General features: G+C 58.2%; 31 protein-coding genes and 1 tRNA gene. 22 read left to right on the top strand and 10 right to left on the bottom strand.

Going from position 1 to position 15,625, the window contains the following annotated elements; all coding sequences use genetic code 11:
* Nucleotides 1–4 precede the first annotated feature (4 nt).
* From AC0V6T_RS01325 to AC0V6T_RS01300, 6 genes are all read right to left on the bottom strand, one after another.
* Nucleotides 5–820, bottom strand: coding sequence for an ATP-binding protein (locus AC0V6T_RS01325; RefSeq protein WP_486123649.1), 816 nt, complete (start codon nt 818–820; stop codon nt 5–7).
* The gene (locus tag AC0V6T_RS01320; RefSeq protein ID WP_486123647.1) at nt 817–1,284 is read right to left on the bottom strand and encodes a hypothetical protein; all 468 of its coding nucleotides are present in this window, start codon (nt 1,282–1,284) and stop codon (nt 817–819) included. Before AC0V6T_RS01320 ends, AC0V6T_RS01325 begins: the two co-directional genes overlap by 4 nt.
* A gap of 123 nt (nt 1,285–1,407) precedes the next feature.
* Nucleotides 1,408–1,752 (bottom strand): hypothetical protein, encoded by a 345-nt coding sequence (locus tag AC0V6T_RS01315; protein WP_486123645.1) that lies wholly within the window; start codon nt 1,750–1,752, stop codon nt 1,408–1,410.
* Nucleotides 1,749–2,147 (bottom strand): VRR-NUC domain-containing protein, encoded by a 399-nt coding sequence (locus AC0V6T_RS01310; protein WP_486123643.1) that lies wholly within the window; start codon nt 2,145–2,147, stop codon nt 1,749–1,751. The genes AC0V6T_RS01315 and AC0V6T_RS01310 overlap by 4 nt, the downstream gene beginning before the upstream one ends.
* Before the next feature lie 402 nt (nt 2,148–2,549).
* On the bottom strand, nt 2,550–2,753 hold the full coding sequence (locus tag AC0V6T_RS01305) for a hypothetical protein (RefSeq protein ID WP_486123641.1): 204 nt from the start codon (nt 2,751–2,753) through the stop codon (nt 2,550–2,552).
* Nucleotides 2,750–3,241: a hypothetical protein gene (locus AC0V6T_RS01300; protein ID WP_486123639.1), complete on the bottom strand. Its 492-nt coding sequence runs from the start codon at nt 3,239–3,241 to the stop codon at nt 2,750–2,752. The genes AC0V6T_RS01305 and AC0V6T_RS01300 overlap by 4 nt, the downstream gene beginning before the upstream one ends.
* Nucleotides 3,242–3,715: 474 nt before the next feature.
* Here AC0V6T_RS01300 and AC0V6T_RS01295 point away from each other — a divergent pair, with 474 nt between their 5' ends.
* Complete coding sequence (locus AC0V6T_RS01295; RefSeq protein WP_486123637.1) at nt 3,716–3,940, top strand: hypothetical protein; 225 nt, start codon at nt 3,716–3,718, stop codon at nt 3,938–3,940.
* Here AC0V6T_RS01295 and AC0V6T_RS01290 read toward each other — a convergent pair.
* Nucleotides 3,937–4,131, bottom strand: coding sequence for a helix-turn-helix domain-containing protein (locus AC0V6T_RS01290; protein WP_486123635.1), 195 nt, complete (start codon nt 4,129–4,131; stop codon nt 3,937–3,939). The two genes, AC0V6T_RS01295 and AC0V6T_RS01290, sit on opposite strands and share 4 nt — an antisense overlap.
* Between AC0V6T_RS01290 and AC0V6T_RS01285 the strand changes: the two genes are divergently transcribed.
* The 17 genes from AC0V6T_RS01285 to AC0V6T_RS01205 all read left to right on the top strand — a co-directional run bounded on the left by AC0V6T_RS01285 (nt 4,130) and on the right by AC0V6T_RS01205 (nt 11,462).
* Nucleotides 4,130–4,552 carry a helix-turn-helix domain-containing protein gene (locus AC0V6T_RS01285; RefSeq protein WP_486128460.1) on the top strand — a complete coding sequence of 141 codons (423 nt, stop codon included), beginning with the start codon at nt 4,130–4,132 and terminating at the stop codon, nt 4,550–4,552. The genes AC0V6T_RS01290 and AC0V6T_RS01285 overlap by 2 nt on opposite strands.
* Before the next feature lie 152 nt (nt 4,553–4,704).
* Nucleotides 4,705–5,049 (top strand): surface-adhesin E family protein, encoded by a 345-nt coding sequence (locus tag AC0V6T_RS01280; protein ID WP_486123633.1) that lies wholly within the window; start codon nt 4,705–4,707, stop codon nt 5,047–5,049.
* A 106-nt stretch (nt 5,050–5,155) separates the two neighbouring features.
* A complete protein-coding gene (locus AC0V6T_RS01275; protein ID WP_486123631.1) occupies nt 5,156–5,416 on the top strand; it encodes a hypothetical protein in 261 nt (86 codons plus the stop codon).
* A complete protein-coding gene (locus tag AC0V6T_RS01270; protein WP_486123629.1) occupies nt 5,413–5,736 on the top strand; it encodes a hypothetical protein in 324 nt (107 codons plus the stop codon). Before AC0V6T_RS01275 ends, AC0V6T_RS01270 begins: the two co-directional genes overlap by 4 nt.
* A complete protein-coding gene (locus tag AC0V6T_RS01265; RefSeq protein WP_486123627.1) occupies nt 5,733–6,074 on the top strand; it encodes a hypothetical protein in 342 nt (113 codons plus the stop codon). The genes AC0V6T_RS01270 and AC0V6T_RS01265 overlap by 4 nt, the downstream gene beginning before the upstream one ends.
* The gene (locus tag AC0V6T_RS01260; RefSeq protein WP_486123625.1) at nt 6,071–6,304 is read left to right on the top strand and encodes a hypothetical protein; all 234 of its coding nucleotides are present in this window, start codon (nt 6,071–6,073) and stop codon (nt 6,302–6,304) included. The genes AC0V6T_RS01265 and AC0V6T_RS01260 overlap by 4 nt, the downstream gene beginning before the upstream one ends.
* The gene (locus AC0V6T_RS01255) at nt 6,301–6,543 is read left to right on the top strand and encodes a hypothetical protein (protein ID WP_486123623.1); all 243 of its coding nucleotides are present in this window, start codon (nt 6,301–6,303) and stop codon (nt 6,541–6,543) included. The genes AC0V6T_RS01260 and AC0V6T_RS01255 overlap by 4 nt, the downstream gene beginning before the upstream one ends.
* 85 nt (nt 6,544–6,628) lie before the next feature.
* Nucleotides 6,629–6,805 (top strand): hypothetical protein, encoded by a 177-nt coding sequence (locus AC0V6T_RS01250; RefSeq protein WP_486123621.1) that lies wholly within the window; start codon nt 6,629–6,631, stop codon nt 6,803–6,805.
* Nucleotides 6,806–6,896: 91 nt separating this feature from the next.
* A complete protein-coding gene (locus tag AC0V6T_RS01245; protein ID WP_486123619.1) occupies nt 6,897–7,085 on the top strand; it encodes a hypothetical protein in 189 nt (62 codons plus the stop codon).
* A 124-nt stretch (nt 7,086–7,209) separates the two neighbouring features.
* Nucleotides 7,210–7,488, top strand: a complete 279-nt coding sequence (locus AC0V6T_RS01240) for a hypothetical protein (protein WP_486123617.1) — start codon at nt 7,210–7,212, stop codon at nt 7,486–7,488.
* Between the two features lie 34 nt (nt 7,489–7,522).
* The gene (locus AC0V6T_RS01235) at nt 7,523–7,996 is read left to right on the top strand and encodes a hypothetical protein (RefSeq protein ID WP_486123615.1); all 474 of its coding nucleotides are present in this window, start codon (nt 7,523–7,525) and stop codon (nt 7,994–7,996) included.
* Nucleotides 7,993–8,454 carry a hypothetical protein gene (locus tag AC0V6T_RS01230; RefSeq protein ID WP_486123613.1) on the top strand — a complete coding sequence of 154 codons (462 nt, stop codon included), beginning with the start codon at nt 7,993–7,995 and terminating at the stop codon, nt 8,452–8,454. The genes AC0V6T_RS01235 and AC0V6T_RS01230 overlap by 4 nt, the downstream gene beginning before the upstream one ends.
* 535 nt (nt 8,455–8,989) lie before the next feature.
* Nucleotides 8,990–9,247, top strand: a complete 258-nt coding sequence (locus AC0V6T_RS01225) for a hypothetical protein (RefSeq protein WP_486123611.1) — start codon at nt 8,990–8,992, stop codon at nt 9,245–9,247.
* A 44-nt stretch (nt 9,248–9,291) separates the two neighbouring features.
* Nucleotides 9,292–9,549: a hypothetical protein gene (locus tag AC0V6T_RS01220; RefSeq protein ID WP_486123609.1), complete on the top strand. Its 258-nt coding sequence runs from the start codon at nt 9,292–9,294 to the stop codon at nt 9,547–9,549.
* On the top strand, nt 9,539–9,742 hold the full coding sequence (locus AC0V6T_RS01215) for a hypothetical protein (RefSeq protein WP_486123607.1): 204 nt from the start codon (nt 9,539–9,541) through the stop codon (nt 9,740–9,742). Before AC0V6T_RS01220 ends, AC0V6T_RS01215 begins: the two co-directional genes overlap by 11 nt.
* Nucleotides 9,735–10,016 (top strand): hypothetical protein, encoded by a 282-nt coding sequence (locus tag AC0V6T_RS01210; protein ID WP_486123605.1) that lies wholly within the window; start codon nt 9,735–9,737, stop codon nt 10,014–10,016. The genes AC0V6T_RS01215 and AC0V6T_RS01210 overlap by 8 nt, the downstream gene beginning before the upstream one ends.
* 252 nt (nt 10,017–10,268) lie before the next feature.
* A complete protein-coding gene (locus tag AC0V6T_RS01205) occupies nt 10,269–11,462 on the top strand; it encodes a hypothetical protein (protein ID WP_486123603.1) in 1,194 nt (397 codons plus the stop codon).
* 12 nt (nt 11,463–11,474) lie between these two features.
* On the opposite strand, the gene AC0V6T_RS01200 is transcribed toward AC0V6T_RS01205, so the two are convergent.
* A tRNA-Gly gene (locus tag AC0V6T_RS01200) sits at nt 11,475–11,545 on the bottom strand.
* Nucleotides 11,546–11,606: 61 nt separating this feature from the next.
* Entirely contained in the window at nt 11,607–12,245 is a 639-nt protein-coding gene (locus AC0V6T_RS01195) for a bifunctional 4-hydroxy-2-oxoglutarate aldolase/2-dehydro-3-deoxy-phosphogluconate aldolase (RefSeq protein ID WP_486123601.1), read from the bottom strand.
* Between the two features lie 182 nt (nt 12,246–12,427).
* Between AC0V6T_RS01195 and AC0V6T_RS01190 the strand changes: the two genes are divergently transcribed.
* The 4 genes from AC0V6T_RS01190 to AC0V6T_RS01175 all read left to right on the top strand — a co-directional run bounded on the left by AC0V6T_RS01190 (nt 12,428) and on the right by AC0V6T_RS01175 (nt 15,139).
* Nucleotides 12,428–13,921 carry a CoA-acylating methylmalonate-semialdehyde dehydrogenase gene (locus tag AC0V6T_RS01190; RefSeq protein ID WP_486123599.1) on the top strand — a complete coding sequence of 498 codons (1,494 nt, stop codon included), beginning with the start codon at nt 12,428–12,430 and terminating at the stop codon, nt 13,919–13,921.
* 5 nt (nt 13,922–13,926) lie between these two features.
* Nucleotides 13,927–14,397, top strand: a complete 471-nt coding sequence (locus AC0V6T_RS01185; RefSeq protein ID WP_486123597.1) for a hypothetical protein — start codon at nt 13,927–13,929, stop codon at nt 14,395–14,397.
* 144 nt (nt 14,398–14,541) lie between these two features.
* Nucleotides 14,542–14,742 carry an I78 family peptidase inhibitor gene (locus AC0V6T_RS01180; protein WP_486123595.1) on the top strand — a complete coding sequence of 67 codons (201 nt, stop codon included), beginning with the start codon at nt 14,542–14,544 and terminating at the stop codon, nt 14,740–14,742.
* A 10-nt stretch (nt 14,743–14,752) separates the two neighbouring features.
* Nucleotides 14,753–15,139: a RidA family protein gene (locus AC0V6T_RS01175; RefSeq protein ID WP_486123593.1), complete on the top strand. Its 387-nt coding sequence runs from the start codon at nt 14,753–14,755 to the stop codon at nt 15,137–15,139.
* A gap of 4 nt (nt 15,140–15,143) precedes the next feature.
* Here the strand turns inward: AC0V6T_RS01175 and AC0V6T_RS01170 are convergent, their stop codons facing one another.
* Nucleotides 15,144–15,551: a hypothetical protein gene (locus tag AC0V6T_RS01170; protein WP_486123592.1), complete on the bottom strand. Its 408-nt coding sequence runs from the start codon at nt 15,549–15,551 to the stop codon at nt 15,144–15,146.
* Nucleotides 15,552–15,625 lie beyond the last annotated feature (74 nt).

Below are 15,625 nucleotides of genomic sequence, written 5' to 3'. Positions count from 1 at the left end.
GGGATTAGGCGGCGATCGCTTGGTCTTGGTCGGTCGGGCGATCGTCCGCCGCTCGCGGCGCGCTGATCTTTTCCATCAGTTTGCCGAGATGAGGTTGTTCGATGGGGTCGAGGCGACCCGATCGGTCCTTCGCAGGATAGCCATGCTCGTTGTCGGCGCCGGTGATGAAGGCGCGATATGGTTTGCCTTCTTCAGGCGTGATGAGCGTCATGGTGATTACCTGATCGGTGATGCCTGGCGCTTCCAACGCGGTCTTGGAGCCTTCGACCTGCATCACGTGACTGATGCGCCCGAAGTCGTCCTTGACGTCATTGAGCAGTCCGACAAGCCACACGTTGACGCGCGGCGCGTGCTGAAACTGCTTGAGCCACGCGACCATTTCCCGGCCAAGAAGGCCATAGGCACCACGCGTGTCTGGATCGCCGTTGCGATTGAACGCATCGGGCTGACCCTGCGACCACTTGAAGCAAATGCGCGAGACCTCGGTAATCGAATCAATAAAGACCGTGTCGTACTTCGATAGATCCATATCGACCGATGCGGCGTGTGCCTGGCTGTATGGCTCATCGTCGGGCAACGCAGGGTTGCCACCACCGACGGCGGCGGCGAGGTTACGAGCTTCGGCCCATGTGCGCAGGCGCATCATGTCACCGCCCCAATCCTGAACCGAGAGCTCGCCAGCTTCTGCGTTGACGAACAGTGTGGTGTCAGGATCAAGGGTGTAGAGCAGGCTGGTCTTGCCGATGCCCGCCTTGCCGACGATGATGCCCTTGATACCTGCCTTTTGGGCGAGGCGTTCGGATGCGGAGATGATTTTCATGCCGCTTTCCTTTCCGACAAGGCGTAAGTCGCCTTGCCAGTTTCGACCGTGCGCGCGTCGCGCAGGATCATTTTTGTGTCGGGCATGCACGCCTCGAAGCGGCGCTCGTCGATCGACACCTTGATCTTGGCGATGTGCTTTGCGGTGTCAGGGTCGACACGGTCCAGCGCTTTCAGCACCTTTTCATCGTCCCACTTCACGCGCTTGGGGCGCGTGACGGTGACGTCGTACTGGCCATCGCTGAAATGCACCGTGCCGGTGCTCCGATTGTCCTTGAGAAGCTCTTCGGAAGCCCGACCGGCATAGCGGCGCTCAAACGCATCATGGAGCGCTTTGTCGCGGCGCTTCACGACGGTTTGCTCTTCAGCGAGTTGCCACGCCAGATCGTTCAGCGCCCCCGGGGGGAGTTTGTCGAGTTCGCCGGGCGATAGTTCGTCCAGCATTGCAGTTGTCAGATTGTCCATCTGTCGTCCTTTCGATTTGTCCGCTGATCGTTTTTCAGAAATTGAGAGAGCGGGCTAAACGCGGTTTGGACTGGCCGACCGGGGTATTCGGTATATTCCCCCGGAGCCCGCTCTCGTATTCGGTTATCTGACTGCCAAGACCTCCCTTGCAGCGATAAAGAGGTTGCGCGCAGGCGGGATTGGATCATCCAGCGCTTGGCGCCCCATGAACCGCGCTTCGCGGTTTGCGTGGTCGTCGATCAGCCGCAGCACGGCGAGGCGAATGTCAGGCGATGCAAAGCGCACCCATGAATCGGATACTTGGCGCAAAAGCGTAGGCGCGTGACGCGAGCGCTTGATTGCTCGGCGCATGGGAATGAGGCGCGGTTCGCGTTCGACAAGTTCAAGCCATTGCTCGCGTTTCTTTGCGCGGTACGCTTTGAGCAGCCGACCTTTTTCTTCCTGCTTGGCTTGGAGCGTCTGTTTCATGCCGCCACCTTGAAGGCAGCTGGCCATTGCTCGCGCAGCCAGTTCAGCGCGGTGTCCGCCGAGCGAAACACGCCAACCGGGATCTGGCGCTGGGTCAGGCGAATGAGCGTGTCGATCTGGTCTGTACCAAGCGAGCCTTTGCCCGACTTGAATTCCAGTGCTGCGCAGCGACCGTCGAAGAAACAAAGCATGTCAGGGAAGCCCTTCACCATGCCTTCCTTGCCGCGCTGGCTCGTCTCCCATGCCGTGCGGCGTCCAGCATTGGGGATGCCGACGAGCATGATGTGAGGGCAGGCATTGCGCATCTTATTGCGAAACGAGACTTGGACGCCGAGCTCGTCTTGAGCGCCGTTGGCGTCGCGAGGGTCAACGTGAAAGGGGAGGCGGTTCGTCACACCCCCTCCGATCGCGCCTTCGACGCGACAGAGTTGCGGGACCGCTTGAGCTTGAGGGCAATCTGTCCGTAACTCAGACCACGCGCACGAAAGTCGCAGAGTTGCGCTACTTCCTGCACTGTCCACCTTGCCCCTTGGACGCGTCCGATAACAAACGATTTACCGCAGCACGGGCACTCAAGCCGGTGCATCGGCTCATCGACATCGAGGCTCATCATGTGAGTTCTGCGGAGGATGAATGGTTTGGTCATCGAGCCTGCCTCCCAAGATCCTTTCGCATTTGGGTGAGCAAGTTCTTGCCGTGCTGTGACGAAACCCCAGCAGCCAAAGCGGCAAGATGGACGTCGCCGCGCTCGGCAAGTTCATTGGCAAAACGCTCAAGTGTTTTTGCAGCAATGCCCATCATGCACTGCCTTTCAGCAGCACAGTTCGCGCCGTGATTTCGGTTTGGATTAAGCCCGCATCGTGAAGGAACGCGAGCGCGTCTCCGATTTGGTGTGGCTTGCAATCGAAGTGCGTCGCAAGGTCGCGATCGGACACTTCCATGTTGCGCTGCCCGCTTATTTGCAGGTGCATCAAGACGGATTGAGCCAGGTCGATGCTCACGCCGCAGCCCTCCGAAGCTTTGCTTCAGAAATCTGCGCACGGCGCTCGAGACACGCGAGCAACAACGCGTCGTTTTCGGCTTCGGTTGCGATGAGCTCGTTGTCGGTTTCGTGCGCACCGCCTTCGGACGTCTCGGAACGGTTCTGACCGATGCGGTGAATAGCGGCGCCCGCGATCGGGATGATGTCGGCATTCGAGCCATGCAGAGGCACAAGCATTTTGCCTTTGGCGGCAAGCAAGGCGTCAAGCACATGCTCATCGATGTCGAGCAGGTTGAACGTGCAGGCCAGCCCGAGCGTGCTGTCTTCGTCGCGAGCCCGGCGGATGGTTTTTTCATCGCAGCCAGCCTCGACAGCAACGCGAGACGGGCCCTCGGTGTGGCAGACACGCAGCAAACCATCAGCAAGCAGATGACGGACATCGCTGTCCGTCAGCTTGCGCGGTTTCGGGCGGACTTGCGTTTTATGCACGTGTATCTCCGTGGTCATGAAAAAAGCTCTCGTCCTTGCCAGCCATTCGCAGCGTGATGACCTGTCCGTCGTCCTGCGCGCCGCTTGTTCCCGCGGGTGGCTGGCCTTCGCAGCCGCAGACGAGCGTCGGCTGTTTAAGTCTCGCAGGGACGGTGATGGTTTGGAGGCGACGCCTGGATTGAGTGAGAGGAGAAGCGCTGCCTCCATTTCCAGCGCGCGTGTTGGGGGCGCCGGGATCAGAAAAGGTGGAGGGCTTGACATTGGAACAGGCCAAGCCCTCCTTCGATGTGCTGACGGGGGAAGTCGTCCTGTCACGGCGAATGTGGTCAGCGAGACGCTGACTATAGAGAAAGTCGAAGATCACTGCGCGGCTCATGCTGCGGCCTGCGGGACAAACTGTGCCTGTGTCGCTTGCGACCAATCGCCAATTAATGATTTGCGCCTAGAACTCTCAGAACCGCTCACACAGAAGCGGACAGAGGAGGGAAATGAATGGGCGGCTTTAGAATTACGGCAGATCAACCGCTTAAGTACGAGCCTTACGCTGGTGGTGTGTTTGTCACCGTCATGTCGGGGGGTGTGGAAATACCGGCCCAAATTTCGTGGGAGCACTTTCTGGCAAGCCACCTTGAGGCGGCAAAAATGCTTGAGTGGAAAGCGCAGTATGACGCCAACGCGGCGACAAGCTTTCAAGATGCGAGCAACGACGAGCATTAGGCCTGCTCGCGCGCCACAAGGTCGTTGGCTGTGACTTTACCTTGCGTCACCTCGACTATGCGAAGCAGCGTTGCACGAGACGGGAACTGCCCGGATCGGATGCGCGTAACAGTAGAACGATCAACGCCGATTTTCTCAGCAAATTGCTGGTCGGTCTGTTTGGTTGTGCTAAGGTAATCTGTGAGCGTCATGCAGCAGAATGTGCATCATACGAACATTAATGTCAACGCCCATTGTTCGCGTGAGACTATCGGGATTTTTCCCGTCGCGCGCCACAATGTGCACATGGCGAAGAATCAGCGACACTTCTTGCGCGAATGGCGCAAATTTCGGGGAAAGACGTTAGTTCAGGTGGCAGAGCATCTGCACATGACGCACGGCTATCTGTCGAAGATCGAGCGCGGCCTTCATCCGTACAACCAGGAGCTGTTAGAGGCGCTGGCCGACTTGTATATGTGCGAGCCTGCCGACCTTATCGTTCGCGATCCGTCTGAGCCGATCGACATATGGTCGGTGTGGGACAATGCCAATGAAGGTGACAAGCGTAAGATTGTCTCGGTTGCTCGCACCATTGTCTCACGCGACGAAGACGACTCTTCAGCCGCAGCATGAGCAATGCCCAAACAAGGTCGGGATGGCCTTGGGTCGCAGGCGCCATTGCCGTAATCGGGATTGGATATGCGATAGTCGCGGCCCCCGAGAGACAGCCCGTCGTCCCTGATTATAGTGCGGTTGCAGCTGAGGCGATGCAACCTAAACGACCAGTGGGGCTGATTGACATCACGACGCTCGACAGCGGTACGATCTGGCGCATCAACGCAAAAGACGTTCAGGGCCCACCTGAAAAGCGCATAGCGTGGGTGCTGGCCGATCATTCCGCCGACACATCTGTCAAGTGGCGTGAGACGCACACGCTTTATCAGATCGACTGCACCACGACCGGCTACAAGATGCTGTCGGAGCTCTCGTATGACGCTGAAGGCAACGCGTCGCAAAAGTTCGATTGGGACGCGGAAGAAAGCCGCACCATGTATGCCGTTCCCGCCAGCGTGATCGGGTCTGTTTTGCGGCGGGTTTGTTCTAAGGAGTTCGACCTCCCCACTGAATAAATGTGCGCCGAATGCACATTTGTTGTTGACTTTGATGTGCATTATAGGCACATTCCTCTCAGACGAAGGGGCAGCACCTGCTGCTCGATTGATCTGAGAGGGCAACATGAACTACCCTGCTGTTGTTGAGCGCGACGAGACGGTCACTGACTTCCTCGAAGAACGAGCTCGCGAAATTGCCGACGAAGAGCATACAGACCTCACCCATCGCCGCCCTGACATTGGCGACGGGCCTGCTGGCTATGCTCGCGAAAGCTTCGACGAAGATTACGGCTATCGCGAAGATGTTTCCGACTACTTCGAAGCAAACCGCAATCACTACATGGAAGAGGCTCGCCAGTGGCTTGCTGCACAGGTGGCGGCATGAGCGAGGCTATTCCTGATTGGGCGTTTATCAAAGCTCACGACCTGATTTATCCCGATGACAAGGCCTGGTCGGAAGAACGTAAACTTAGGTGGACGCGAGACCACGAAGGCGCCGAGTCCGTCGCTCGCTACGTGATGGAACACGAAGACCCTCCTGTTGATCCCTTGCTTGTCGAAGCGAGGGAGATTGCCGAAAAGGAGGGGTGGGAGACGTGGAGGAGTGCAACGTCAATTGATGATGTTGGAGACACTTCTGCGCTTATTGCCATCTATGCGGCCCTCAAGCGCGGCATTGAACTCGGCAAGGAGGGCGCAGCATGAGCAAGGTAATCGACCCCCTAACCGACGAACAACTCGAGGAATGGGCCAAGGCTCTTGAGAGTGGTGAGTATGAGCAGGGTAACGGTAGGCTTTCCAAAGACGGCAAGTTTTGTTGCCTTGGCGTTCTCGCCCAAATGCGAGGCGACCTAACCAAAGATGGTGCGTTCCGGCGCAGCGACTATGGTGCAGAGTATCTGCTAACCAGCGAGGATACGCAGATTTATCTGTCGCACGACACTCAGGGGCAGATGACCGCGCTGAACGATGGCGGCAAGTCTTTCTCCGAAATAGCCGCATACATCCGCAAGGAACTGATCGGCAAGGAGGGCGCACAATGAACGGCGGCTTCTCACAATCCGCGCGCGTAACGAACTGCTTGATCGAGAACGACTTCGCCGAGAAGTGCCCGCCTCGCGAACCGACCCTGCGCGACTTGATCCGCGAAGCCCATGCAGCACGTGAGAGCGGCGATAGCTTCGTGGCCGACTTTCTGGTGGCTGCACGGCTTATCACCGCTCACGGGCTTTCTACAGAAGAACTGGCCATGCTTCGGGAGGCGCTGTCATGAGTAAGCCTGAAAATCCCGTCCTGACCGTCCGAAGGGAGCGCATTGCTTCCGATGAGTATCGTCTGCGTCGGTCGGATGGGTACTCAATAACGATCAAGCGCTCCATTCGGCGGGGATGGTACTTCACCGACCCAGAAGTCCGCAGGCCGATCCGAGGCTGGGTCTTCCTGATGAAGTCTCGCCATATGGGGCACGATTACATCCAGGACATGCTCGCAGAACGGGAGCGCTCGTCATGAACGAACGCAACTTCTGGCTTGCCTCTGGAGGCCTCATCTTCGCTGTGGCTGTCATTATGGGCCTTGATAGGGCGGGGGTGATTTGATGCGCCTTATTCTTCGCAACATCGACACGCGCCACCAAGCGAATAACGCGCTCAAGTGTGCCTTCGACCTGCTCGAAAAGGACTACCGGCAGTGCGCCTACGAAATGGCGAGCGGTGGCACCTACTACGTCACACGGACCAAGACCGGGCTTTCAGTCGCGAGGCTCAAGAAATGACCCACCCCACCCGTGAAGCAATAGGAACAATACTCTGCACTCTTGGCGGCATCTACATTGCCTATGCCATTGCGATTTTAGGAGAGATGAAGTGACCGACAAGCCAACCGGCGAAACAGTCGTCTTTTTCCGTGAGGACGGTTGGTATCCAATCCAGCTCTCAGGCCTCAAACCGGCCGACGAAGAGGTGCCCGAACATGTGGCGCTGAACCCCGGAACAGTGGCCGTTGAAAGCATGTCTGGCGAGCGCATCTGGCCGATAGCAAAGGGAGAGGCATGATGGCCGACCCGAAGCTTGAGCGATCGGCGCCGTCCCACCACTTCAACGGCGGCCATACCAGGCACGGCCCTATCCAACCCATGCAGCGGCCCTCGTGGTTGCAGCGCTGGATTGGGGGTGTGCGGTGACAAACTGGTCCCCCGGCGACCGTGCCAAATGCATCAAGGGCGGCAAGCGCAATGCAGCCGACAAGGCGTTTACCTACCCTATCGAAGGCGAAGCCTACGAAGTCGCAGGCTGTCGAGAGAAGCTGTTTGCCAGTGAGATTTGCGAAGCGCTTGATTTGGTGAACGGGCCTCGAAACCTGGACGGTTCACGCGAATGGGCGGCGTGGCGCTTTGTGAAGGTCGATGAGGGCGAAGTCGAGGATGATCGGCGCGAACTCGTCGATGAGGCGATCTAACCATGATGCTGGAAGCACCACAAGTGAGGGTAAAATGACAGACGTTACACAAAGCTTCAGCAGCAACATCTTGTCTCTAGATGTAAAGACAAAAGTCCTTAGGGGAAGCTCGGACGGCGTCATTGCGCATTGCTACATTGAGGCACGAGAAGGCGACAAGCCAATATTTACCGAGATCACCGGTGGTGTCCGCGCTAACCTCGTCGGCTATGTAATTGCGCCGATTGAGCGCGTCCAAGAGGCCCTCCAATCAACATCCTCTCTACGCGAAGAGAACGAGAGGCAAGCGCTAGAGCGGGCGGTAGAACGAATTGGTTGGCCGGAAATAAACGCGTTCAACGCGGAGCTTCGCAAAGGGCAGGACATTCGCGAAGACGCAGGCGGCTATTTTGTGCGGGCCATAAAGGCTCTTCTCGGCGTCAAGACTGAACGAGATGAAGTCATGACGCACAGAGCAGCAGCACAAGCGATGGTCGACGCTCTCACATCAGAGAGGGCAGGCTCATGAGCATCTGGACTGATGAGGCCGTTGAGGCTGCGTGCGAGGTCATGAACCACAAGCTTGGCGCTCAGGACTGCTTTACCAACGCAGACGCACGCAAAGTCCTCGAAGCCGCTCACGCCGCACAGCCAAAGGGAGAGCGGGAGGGAGTCGAGCTCAACTTGGCGGCCTGTCGTCGCAACTGCTTTCGCCTTCAGACAAGCGGGGGTGATTTAGCGACTGCACTTCGCTCGATTTCAGGCTTAGCCGAGGCAGCGCTCAAAAAGCGGACCCCTGACCCGAAAGATTGGGATGCGGCCCTCTCACCAGAACAATCAGAGATAACCAGCGACAGGGCGTTGGTGCAGGAGTTGAAGTTGATCCGCGAATGGGTTGTCATGGATCGCAGCATCGAGCCTGACGAATTTCCCGTAACGGCAATCGACAGCATCCTAGCCTCTCTAGGAGGATTAGATGAGCAGTAAATCAATGGTTTGGGCGATGGCCGCGCTGCGACCCCTTCGGGTCTCAGCCGTTCCGGCTTCGTGCAAGCATCACATCGCTATCGCAGGAGAGGTTGCGTGACCATCTTTACCTACATCGGAATGGCGGTTGTCGGAGTTGTCGTAATCGGAGCAGCCGCGTTTGCCTTATTCGCAGCCTATGCGCTCCTCTTACACAAACGCCTCTCAACTCTGGGCGGGAAAGGCCGGAGGCAGTTATCAATCGCGTCGTGGCATGAAACACGCTTGATAATTAAGAGCGACCCGCAGCGTTGGGCTGTAGACGACTACCCGTTCGCATGGCTTCGAGGCTTGGCATATCGGCTTCCTTGGTCAAGCCGTTCGTTCGTGGCCCTCATCGGATCAGTGAATCGTGCGCGCTTCCAAAATCTCACAGGGGAAAGCCATCCCGCGCAAGGGATGGAAACCGAAGGCGAAGACGCAACGCAGGCTTCGGGCGATAGCCTGACAGCCCGGTCCGAAGGATGCGCCCCTACCACCCAACCGGGAGAAAGCCATGAGTGAGATCATCAAATGGAACACCCACATGCTCGCCAAGGAGATTTGGGGCAGCGAGGACTACTTCCCTGAAGGTTGGCAGGTGGCCATTCGTCCTATCGCTACTCGTGAGGTCGAAGCAGCAGCCAAGATAAAGGCTCTGACAGAAGCGCTGGAACGAGTCCTTCAGCAAGACGCGGTGAGAACTCGCGACGGCGACTATGACGATGGCCCCTGCGCACAAATCGCCCGCACAGCCCTCGGAGACCAAACATGAACTCCCCTGATATAGCCAAGCCATCCGCTAATGAAATTAGGCGTGTGGCAGCCTACCTCGCAAATCTATCAGCGACTTTCGCCAGCCAGGCAGGTGTGGGTGGCATGGAGACGGCAGGATCATTCGTTAGCTTTCTTGCCGCCAACCCTGAGCGCGTTGAGGACTTCATGGCTGACCCAATCCTGCTCGGAGGCCCGCCCGTCCAATTCCATGTTCAGGGATGCCTTTCTTGGCACGGTCAGGACGGGAAAATCTATCGACCACGCGACATTCGCAAAGCACGCGGCTCGCATGAGCACTGACACCTTCAGGAGCAAAGCAATGGCTGACCTCGCCAGAAGCGAACTCGACATTGTGATGCTGGCTGCATGGCTCAACGTCACACCTGAGCAAGTGCCCCAAGAATATCGCAAGGCTCACCTTAACCCGCACACCATGGCGGCATGGAAGCGCGTGGGCGAAGCTGCAACCGAATGGATTAAGGCCAATGGATAACCAAGAACTTATCCGTAAGCTGGAAGAAGCAGAGGGCAAGGAGGGTGTCGCATTTTATTGGTATATTTGCCGTGCCTTCATGCCAATCTCGCTCAACCTGATCTGCGTGACGATAGCTTGGCTGTTCATCGGCTTTCTCGCGCTCATAACAGACAAGGACGTAACGGTCCCCGTCATAGCCATGGTGGTTTCAGCCACAGGCTTTAGCATCACCAGCCTGCTTGAGCGCCGCTTTGCAAAGCAAGACATCGCCGCTCTCAAGGCTATCACATGACTGTGCTGGGAGTATTTGGGCGAACCCTTGCGGGACAGGCTGTCGTGAATGGAGCCTGCTACGCGTCTCCACCCTGCGGGCTTCCATCCTTTTCGCTATGACTGTTCATCCACCCGATCTAATGCGCAAGCTCTCAAAGCGCCTGGACCAAGGCAAGGGCTGTATGCTCAAGCCCGAAGAACTAGACTTGCTTGTCGAGTGCGGGGCTTATGAGGCTGTCTGCGAAGCCGCTACCAAATTTCAGAGGGAACAATGCCGCGAACGAAGCGCCTGGAACCGCTCTATCAGCGAGGCAAGTACAAGCTCTACAAGCGCGAGGGTCGCAACCACGAAATCATCTGGTACGACGCAGAGCGCAAAAGGGAGCGCAGCGCTAGCGCGGGCACAAGCGATGACCAAGAGGCCGTGATTGCCCTAGACCGCCTCTACCTCGAAAAAGAGGGTGCGCGGTTTTGTCCCACATGCGGGCAAGAACTCCAGGGCGATCATGCGCCCATGCTGGCAGACGTGATTGCAGACTACCTGCTGTCCAGTGAAGGAAAAGCTGGTTATCGCTCGGCACGCAGCCGCCTGTCTCACGTTGTCGATTACCTCAGTGAGACGGATAACGTCACGGTCCCGCAGGTCGATGAGACGTGGGCCACTCGCTTTCGCGCATGGATGATGAAACGCCCCGTCAAATCGACCAAGGGCAAGGTCTTGCGGATGCGCTCTATCGGCAGTGTTGAAGGCGTGCTCATGCAGCTTGCCGCTGCGATCAACTCACTACCTAATCACCGCGCCGCGTTCACCGTTTCCAGCCTGAAAGACGTCAGCGCCACACCCACCTACAGGGCAGACGTCGAAACCATCGCCAAGATGTTTCAATTCGCCCTAGAGAGGCCGCAGGAGCGCGTTACGCTGCTTCGCTACCTCAGAGCCGCCGTGGCGACGTGGGCGCGCCCTGAGGCCATCCTAGAGCTTACAGACAAGCAATGGCATCATGAAGCCAACGTGCTGGACCTCAACCCACCAGGACGACGCCAGACAAAGAAATATCGCCCTGCCGTTCCGGTGGCCAAGCAATTCCGCTGGCAGCTTGAAAACTTCGAGGGCAATTACCTGTCCGTTGTCACACTGCGTCACGCTTGGGACCCGATGCGCAAAAAGCTTGGGCTTCCCGGTGGTGGTCAGGCTGGCCCGAAACTCATTCGGCGGTCGATTGCGACAATTGCACGCAAGCGGCTTGGCGAACAGAATTGGGCACAGGGGAAAGTGATGCTTGGCCATCACAAAGCCGACACGTCAGACATTTATGCCCTGCCCGATCCGGCGAACCTTGGCCTTGCCCTTGCAGTAACCGAGGAGATTATTAGCGAGATCGAGGCCATCTGCCCGCAAGCTTACCGCAGTTTTACCGCAAAAACCGTTGGACTTCGTGTCGTGAATGGTCTAGAAAATGGCTGAATTACAGGGCCGAGCGGGTGAAGGGAATCGAACCCTCGTCTTAAGCTTGGGAAGCTCCTGCTCTACCATTGAGCTACACCCGCATGTCTCGAACGCTGTCGCGGTAGTGCCAATGTCCCCGCTATCGCTGCGCGTCAATGGGAATCAGCGCGCGCCTTTCGCGATCGCGAGAGCCTCAGCGGCGAGCGCGGTCACTTCATCGAAACGGCCTTGCGCCACAGCATCCTTGGGCGTGAGCCAGCTCCCACCACAGGCGATGACGCTAGGCACGCCGAGGAACTCGGCAAGGTTACTGGCCGAGACGCCGCCGGTCGGCATGAAACGCATACCCTGAAACACCGATGAGAACGCTTTGAGCATAGGCACCCCGCCTGCAAGGCTGGCCGGAAAGAACTTCACTTCTCTCAGGCCCAACGCATAAGCGCGCTGAACCTCGCCAGCGGTCATCGTGCCGGGAAAGATCGGAACCCCTTCGGCAAGGCAATACTCTGCGATCTCATCGACCAGACCGGGGCAAACGATGAACTGGGCACCGCTCGCGAGGACCGACCTCGCCTGATTAAGCGTGAGCACAGTGCCCGCGCCGACGACAAGATCGTCCGTCTGGTCAATGATGGCCTCCATCCCCGCCTGCGCATTCGCGCTGCGCATCACCACCTCGATCACGCTCAGACCACCGGCGGCAACGGCCCGCGTGATCTCGACCGCCTTTGCAGCGTCATCCTCGGCAATCAGAGGGACGACGGGCGCTGCTTCAAGTCGTGTGGAAAGGTCAGTGCTCAATGCCGGTCTCCTGATGTGTTATGCCCCGCGATAGAAAGTTTTGGCCGCGCCAGCAATCACGCGACGAATGCGTCACGAGGAAAGCTCTACGCGCACGATTTTGCATACTCGCGACCATGCTCTTGCAACGCGTCAAACGCCGCGTCATGTGAGGCGCAACTGGAGAGGAGTTTCAAGTAACCATGCGTCAGGTTGACCATTTTATCGTAGGCGAGCGCCCAGCCCCTACCCGCAAGGCAAATGTCTGGAACCCGTCGACTGGCGAAGTTCAGGCCGAAGTCGCACTGGGTGACCGCGACCTGCTCGAACGCGTGGTTGCGACCGCCAAGGATGTGCAGCCAGCCTGGGCGGCGACCAATCCGCAAAAACGCGCCCGCGTCATGTTCCGGTTCAAGGAACTGATCGAGGCGAACATGCAGGAATTGGCAGAGCTTCTGTCCTCAGAGCATGGCAAGGTCGTCGATGACGCGAAAGGCGATGTGCAGCGCGGTCTTGAGGTTATCGAGTTTGCCTGCGGCATCCCGCAGGTCCTGAAAGGGGAATACACGCAGGGCGCTGGGCCCGGCATTGATGTCTATTCGATGCGCCAACCCCTTGGCATTGGTGCGGGCATCACACCGTTCAATTTCCCCGCGATGATCCCGATGTGGATGTTCGGCATGGCCATTGCCGCTGGCAACGCCTTCATCCTGAAACCCTCAGAGCGCGATCCATCCGTTCCGGTTCGCCTCGCCGAGCTGTTTGTCGAGGCAGGCGCTCCCGAAGGGCTGCTTCAGGTCGTCCACGGCGACAAGGAGATGGTCGATGCCATGATCGAACATCCCGACATTCCCGCGATCAGCTTTGTCGGCTCTTCGGACATCGCACACTACATCTACCGTCGCGGCGCCGAATTCCACAAGCGCGTTCAGGCCTTTGGCGGCGCGAAGAACCACGGCATCGTGATGCCTGACGCTGACCTAGACCAGGTCGTCAACGACCTGTCCGGTGCTGCGTTTGGTTCAGCCGGCGAGCGTTGCATGGCTTTGCCTGTCGTCGTTCCAGTCGGCGATGAGACCGCCGACAAGCTGCGCGAAAAACTGATCCCGGCGATCAACGCACTTCGCGTCGGCGTCTCGACCGATCCTGACGCGCATTATGGCCCCGTCGTGACGCCGCAACACAAGGAGCGGATCGAGCAATGGATCACCACGGCAGAGCGTGAAGGCGGCGAAATCGTCGTCGACGGCCGCGGTTTCTCGCTCCAGGGCCATGAGAAAGGCTTCTTCGTCGGCCCGACCCTGATCGACCACGTCACTCCGAACATGTCCTCCTACAAGGAAGAGATCTTCGGTCCCGTCCTGCAGATCGTGCGCGCCAAGGACTTTGAAGAGGCCGTGCGCCTGCCTAGCGAGCACCAATACGGAAACGGCGTCGCCATCTTCACGCGCAACGGCCACGCCGCGCGCGAGTTTGCGAGCCGCGTGAATGTCGGGATGGTCGGCGTGAACGTTCCGATCCCTGTACCGGTCAGCTACCACACATTCGGTGGCTGGAAACGCTCTGGCTTTGGTGACATCGACCAGTACGGCACCGAAGGCCTGCAGTTCTGGACCAAGAAGAAGAAGATCACCCAACGCTGGCCCGATGGAGGCGGCGACGGGTCGAACGCCTTCATCATTCCGACGATGGGATGACGGCTATGCGGACCGCTCTCGCCTTTGTCAGTGCATTCGCCCTTGCTGCTTGCGGCAGCGATCCGGCCCCGAATGAACCTGAAGCCGTCGAAACCCCGATGCCGGTCGAACCTGATGGAGGGATCGGCGATGGAGCCGATCCGCCACCCGAGGACGTTCTCGCCAATCGCATCCCCACGCGCTTTCATGGCGCATGGGACTATGTCGGCGGCACATGCGACCTTGCCTCTGACATGCGCATGGAGATCAGCGGAAGCGAGATCCTTTTCTACGAATCGGTCGGGATCGTCACCGCAGCCGAGACCGAGGGCGATGCCGTCATTATCGATCTCGCGATGGAAGGCGAAGGCGAAACCTGGGAGCAGCGCACTCGGCTCATAATCGAGGGTGAAGGCAGTGATGAGCGGTTGCTCACTTCGGATGGCGATCTACCACCCACAGTCGACGAGTATCCAAGCAAGCGCTGTCCATCGTAAATCTGCGCGGCATAAAGGGGTTATTGTGATGAGAAAAACGATCGCGGCGATTGGAGCTCTCTCTCTGCTCTCCGCCTGCGCCACAATGATGGAGCAACCGCCCGCCTCATCGCCTGAACCGCTGCGCCGCCCGCCTGCCGGGAATTGCGATGCCTTAGCTGTGCAAAGCTATGTGGGCGAGATGGCTCTAACCAGCAAAACGGCATTGCCATTCGATCTGCCAGCGGCGCGCGCGCCCTTCGTTGGGGGCCGCCTGACAGTGCGTGGACGATGGATTACCGCGATGACCGTGTGAATGTTCGCTACGACGCGAACATGGTTATCACAGCGATCACCTGCGGATAGGGCGTCGACAATGCCGACCCATCATCGCACCACTTCCGGATCACCATACGAAGCACAATTCGGTTTCTGCCGCGCCGTGCGCCAAGGCAACCGGATCATTGTCGCAGGAACCGGTCCGATTGAAGAGGACGGCTCGACAACGCCAGGCAGCGCAGCTCAACAGGCCGCGCGTTGCTGCGAACTGATTGTTGCTGCAATCGAGGAACTGGGCGGTTCGGCAAGCGACGTTGTCCGCACCCGGATGCTGCTCACTGATTTCGAGGATCAGGATGCTGTGGGCGCAGTTCACGCGCGCTTCTTCCAAGATGCGAAGCCAGCTGCCACCATGGCGGGCGTTTCTTGGTTGTGCCGGAAAGAATGGAAAGTAGAGATCGAAGCCGAAGCGCTTCTTGATTGATGCCTTAGGCTACGATCCTCAGTTCAGGCGCCCGAAAATGCGCCGAGACGAGCGCTTGCCGAACCCGTTCCATCAGCTCTGTCGTCGTCTCGGTACGGTCGAGTTCTTCGTTTGAGATGATCACCTCAGGATACTCGTCACCCGTATCGATTGCGATCGTTGGCAAGGCAATCCGGTGACCGGAAAAGGTTTCTTCGAAGTCATCCTTGTGATGAAAAACCACCTCCATCGGCAAGCTATCCAGGAACCGTCGCCATTCGTTGTGCATCGAGACGGCACCATAGGTTATCGCGCAGAGCGAGCACGGATAGGTCTTGGGAGAAGCGATCTTCCAGACCGCATCCTTGAGCGCGTTGATGATGCCGCTGTCAGCGTTGTAGACGAGCAGCAGACGGGTTCGCTTTTGGGTCATATGAAAAGATACGTCGCCATCGCACAATTAGTTACATGATTGCGTGATTTTTGCACCGAGCGCGCGAAAAGAAC

The sequence above is a fragment of the Erythrobacter sp. S158 genome (assembly GCF_057364915.1).
The sequence above is the reverse complement of the archived record's forward strand: the minus strand, read 5'-3'. Positions and strand labels throughout refer to the sequence as shown.

Bases quoted from the DNA above. Each gene is read 5' to 3' on its own strand.
- AC0V6T_RS01230 (WP_486123613.1), top strand. From the start codon at position 7,993: ATGAGCATCTGGACTGATGAGGCCGTTGAGGCTGCGTGCGAGGTCATG.
- AC0V6T_RS01295 (WP_486123637.1), top strand. From the start codon at position 3,716: ATGGGCGGCTTTAGAATTACGGCAGATCAACCGCTTAAGTACGAGCCT.
- AC0V6T_RS01175 (WP_486123593.1), top strand. From the start codon at position 14,753: ATGCCGACCCATCATCGCACCACTTCCGGATCACCATACGAAGCACAA.
- AC0V6T_RS01315 (WP_486123645.1), bottom strand. From the start codon at position 1,752: ATGAAACAGACGCTCCAAGCCAAGCAGGAAGAAAAAGGTCGGCTGCTC.
- AC0V6T_RS01225 (WP_486123611.1), top strand. From the start codon at position 8,990: ATGAGTGAGATCATCAAATGGAACACCCACATGCTCGCCAAGGAGATT.
- AC0V6T_RS01320 (WP_486123647.1), bottom strand. From the start codon at position 1,284: ATGGACAATCTGACAACTGCAATGCTGGACGAACTATCGCCCGGCGAA.
- AC0V6T_RS01215 (WP_486123607.1), top strand. From the start codon at position 9,539: ATGAGCACTGACACCTTCAGGAGCAAAGCAATGGCTGACCTCGCCAGA.
- AC0V6T_RS01290 (WP_486123635.1), bottom strand. From the start codon at position 4,131: ATGACGCTCACAGATTACCTTAGCACAACCAAACAGACCGACCAGCAA.
- AC0V6T_RS01265 (WP_486123627.1), top strand. From the start codon at position 5,733: ATGAGCAAGGTAATCGACCCCCTAACCGACGAACAACTCGAGGAATGG.
- AC0V6T_RS01285 (WP_486128460.1), top strand. From the start codon at position 4,130: ATGCAGCAGAATGTGCATCATACGAACATTAATGTCAACGCCCATTGT.
- AC0V6T_RS01275 (WP_486123631.1), top strand. From the start codon at position 5,156: ATGAACTACCCTGCTGTTGTTGAGCGCGACGAGACGGTCACTGACTTC.
- AC0V6T_RS01205 (WP_486123603.1), top strand. From the start codon at position 10,269: ATGCCGCGAACGAAGCGCCTGGAACCGCTCTATCAGCGAGGCAAGTAC.
- AC0V6T_RS01170 (WP_486123592.1), bottom strand. From the start codon at position 15,551: ATGACCCAAAAGCGAACCCGTCTGCTGCTCGTCTACAACGCTGACAGC.
- AC0V6T_RS01210 (WP_486123605.1), top strand. From the start codon at position 9,735: ATGGATAACCAAGAACTTATCCGTAAGCTGGAAGAAGCAGAGGGCAAG.
- AC0V6T_RS01185 (WP_486123597.1), top strand. From the start codon at position 13,927: ATGCGGACCGCTCTCGCCTTTGTCAGTGCATTCGCCCTTGCTGCTTGC.
- AC0V6T_RS01235 (WP_486123615.1), top strand. From the start codon at position 7,523: ATGACAGACGTTACACAAAGCTTCAGCAGCAACATCTTGTCTCTAGAT.
- AC0V6T_RS01300 (WP_486123639.1), bottom strand. From the start codon at position 3,241: ATGACCACGGAGATACACGTGCATAAAACGCAAGTCCGCCCGAAACCG.
- AC0V6T_RS01325 (WP_486123649.1), bottom strand. From the start codon at position 820: ATGAAAATCATCTCCGCATCCGAACGCCTCGCCCAAAAGGCAGGTATC.
- AC0V6T_RS01250 (WP_486123621.1), top strand. From the start codon at position 6,629: ATGCGCCTTATTCTTCGCAACATCGACACGCGCCACCAAGCGAATAAC.
- AC0V6T_RS01270 (WP_486123629.1), top strand. From the start codon at position 5,413: ATGAGCGAGGCTATTCCTGATTGGGCGTTTATCAAAGCTCACGACCTG.
- AC0V6T_RS01255 (WP_486123623.1), top strand. From the start codon at position 6,301: ATGAGTAAGCCTGAAAATCCCGTCCTGACCGTCCGAAGGGAGCGCATT.
- AC0V6T_RS01260 (WP_486123625.1), top strand. From the start codon at position 6,071: ATGAACGGCGGCTTCTCACAATCCGCGCGCGTAACGAACTGCTTGATC.
- AC0V6T_RS01190 (WP_486123599.1), top strand. From the start codon at position 12,428: ATGCGTCAGGTTGACCATTTTATCGTAGGCGAGCGCCCAGCCCCTACC.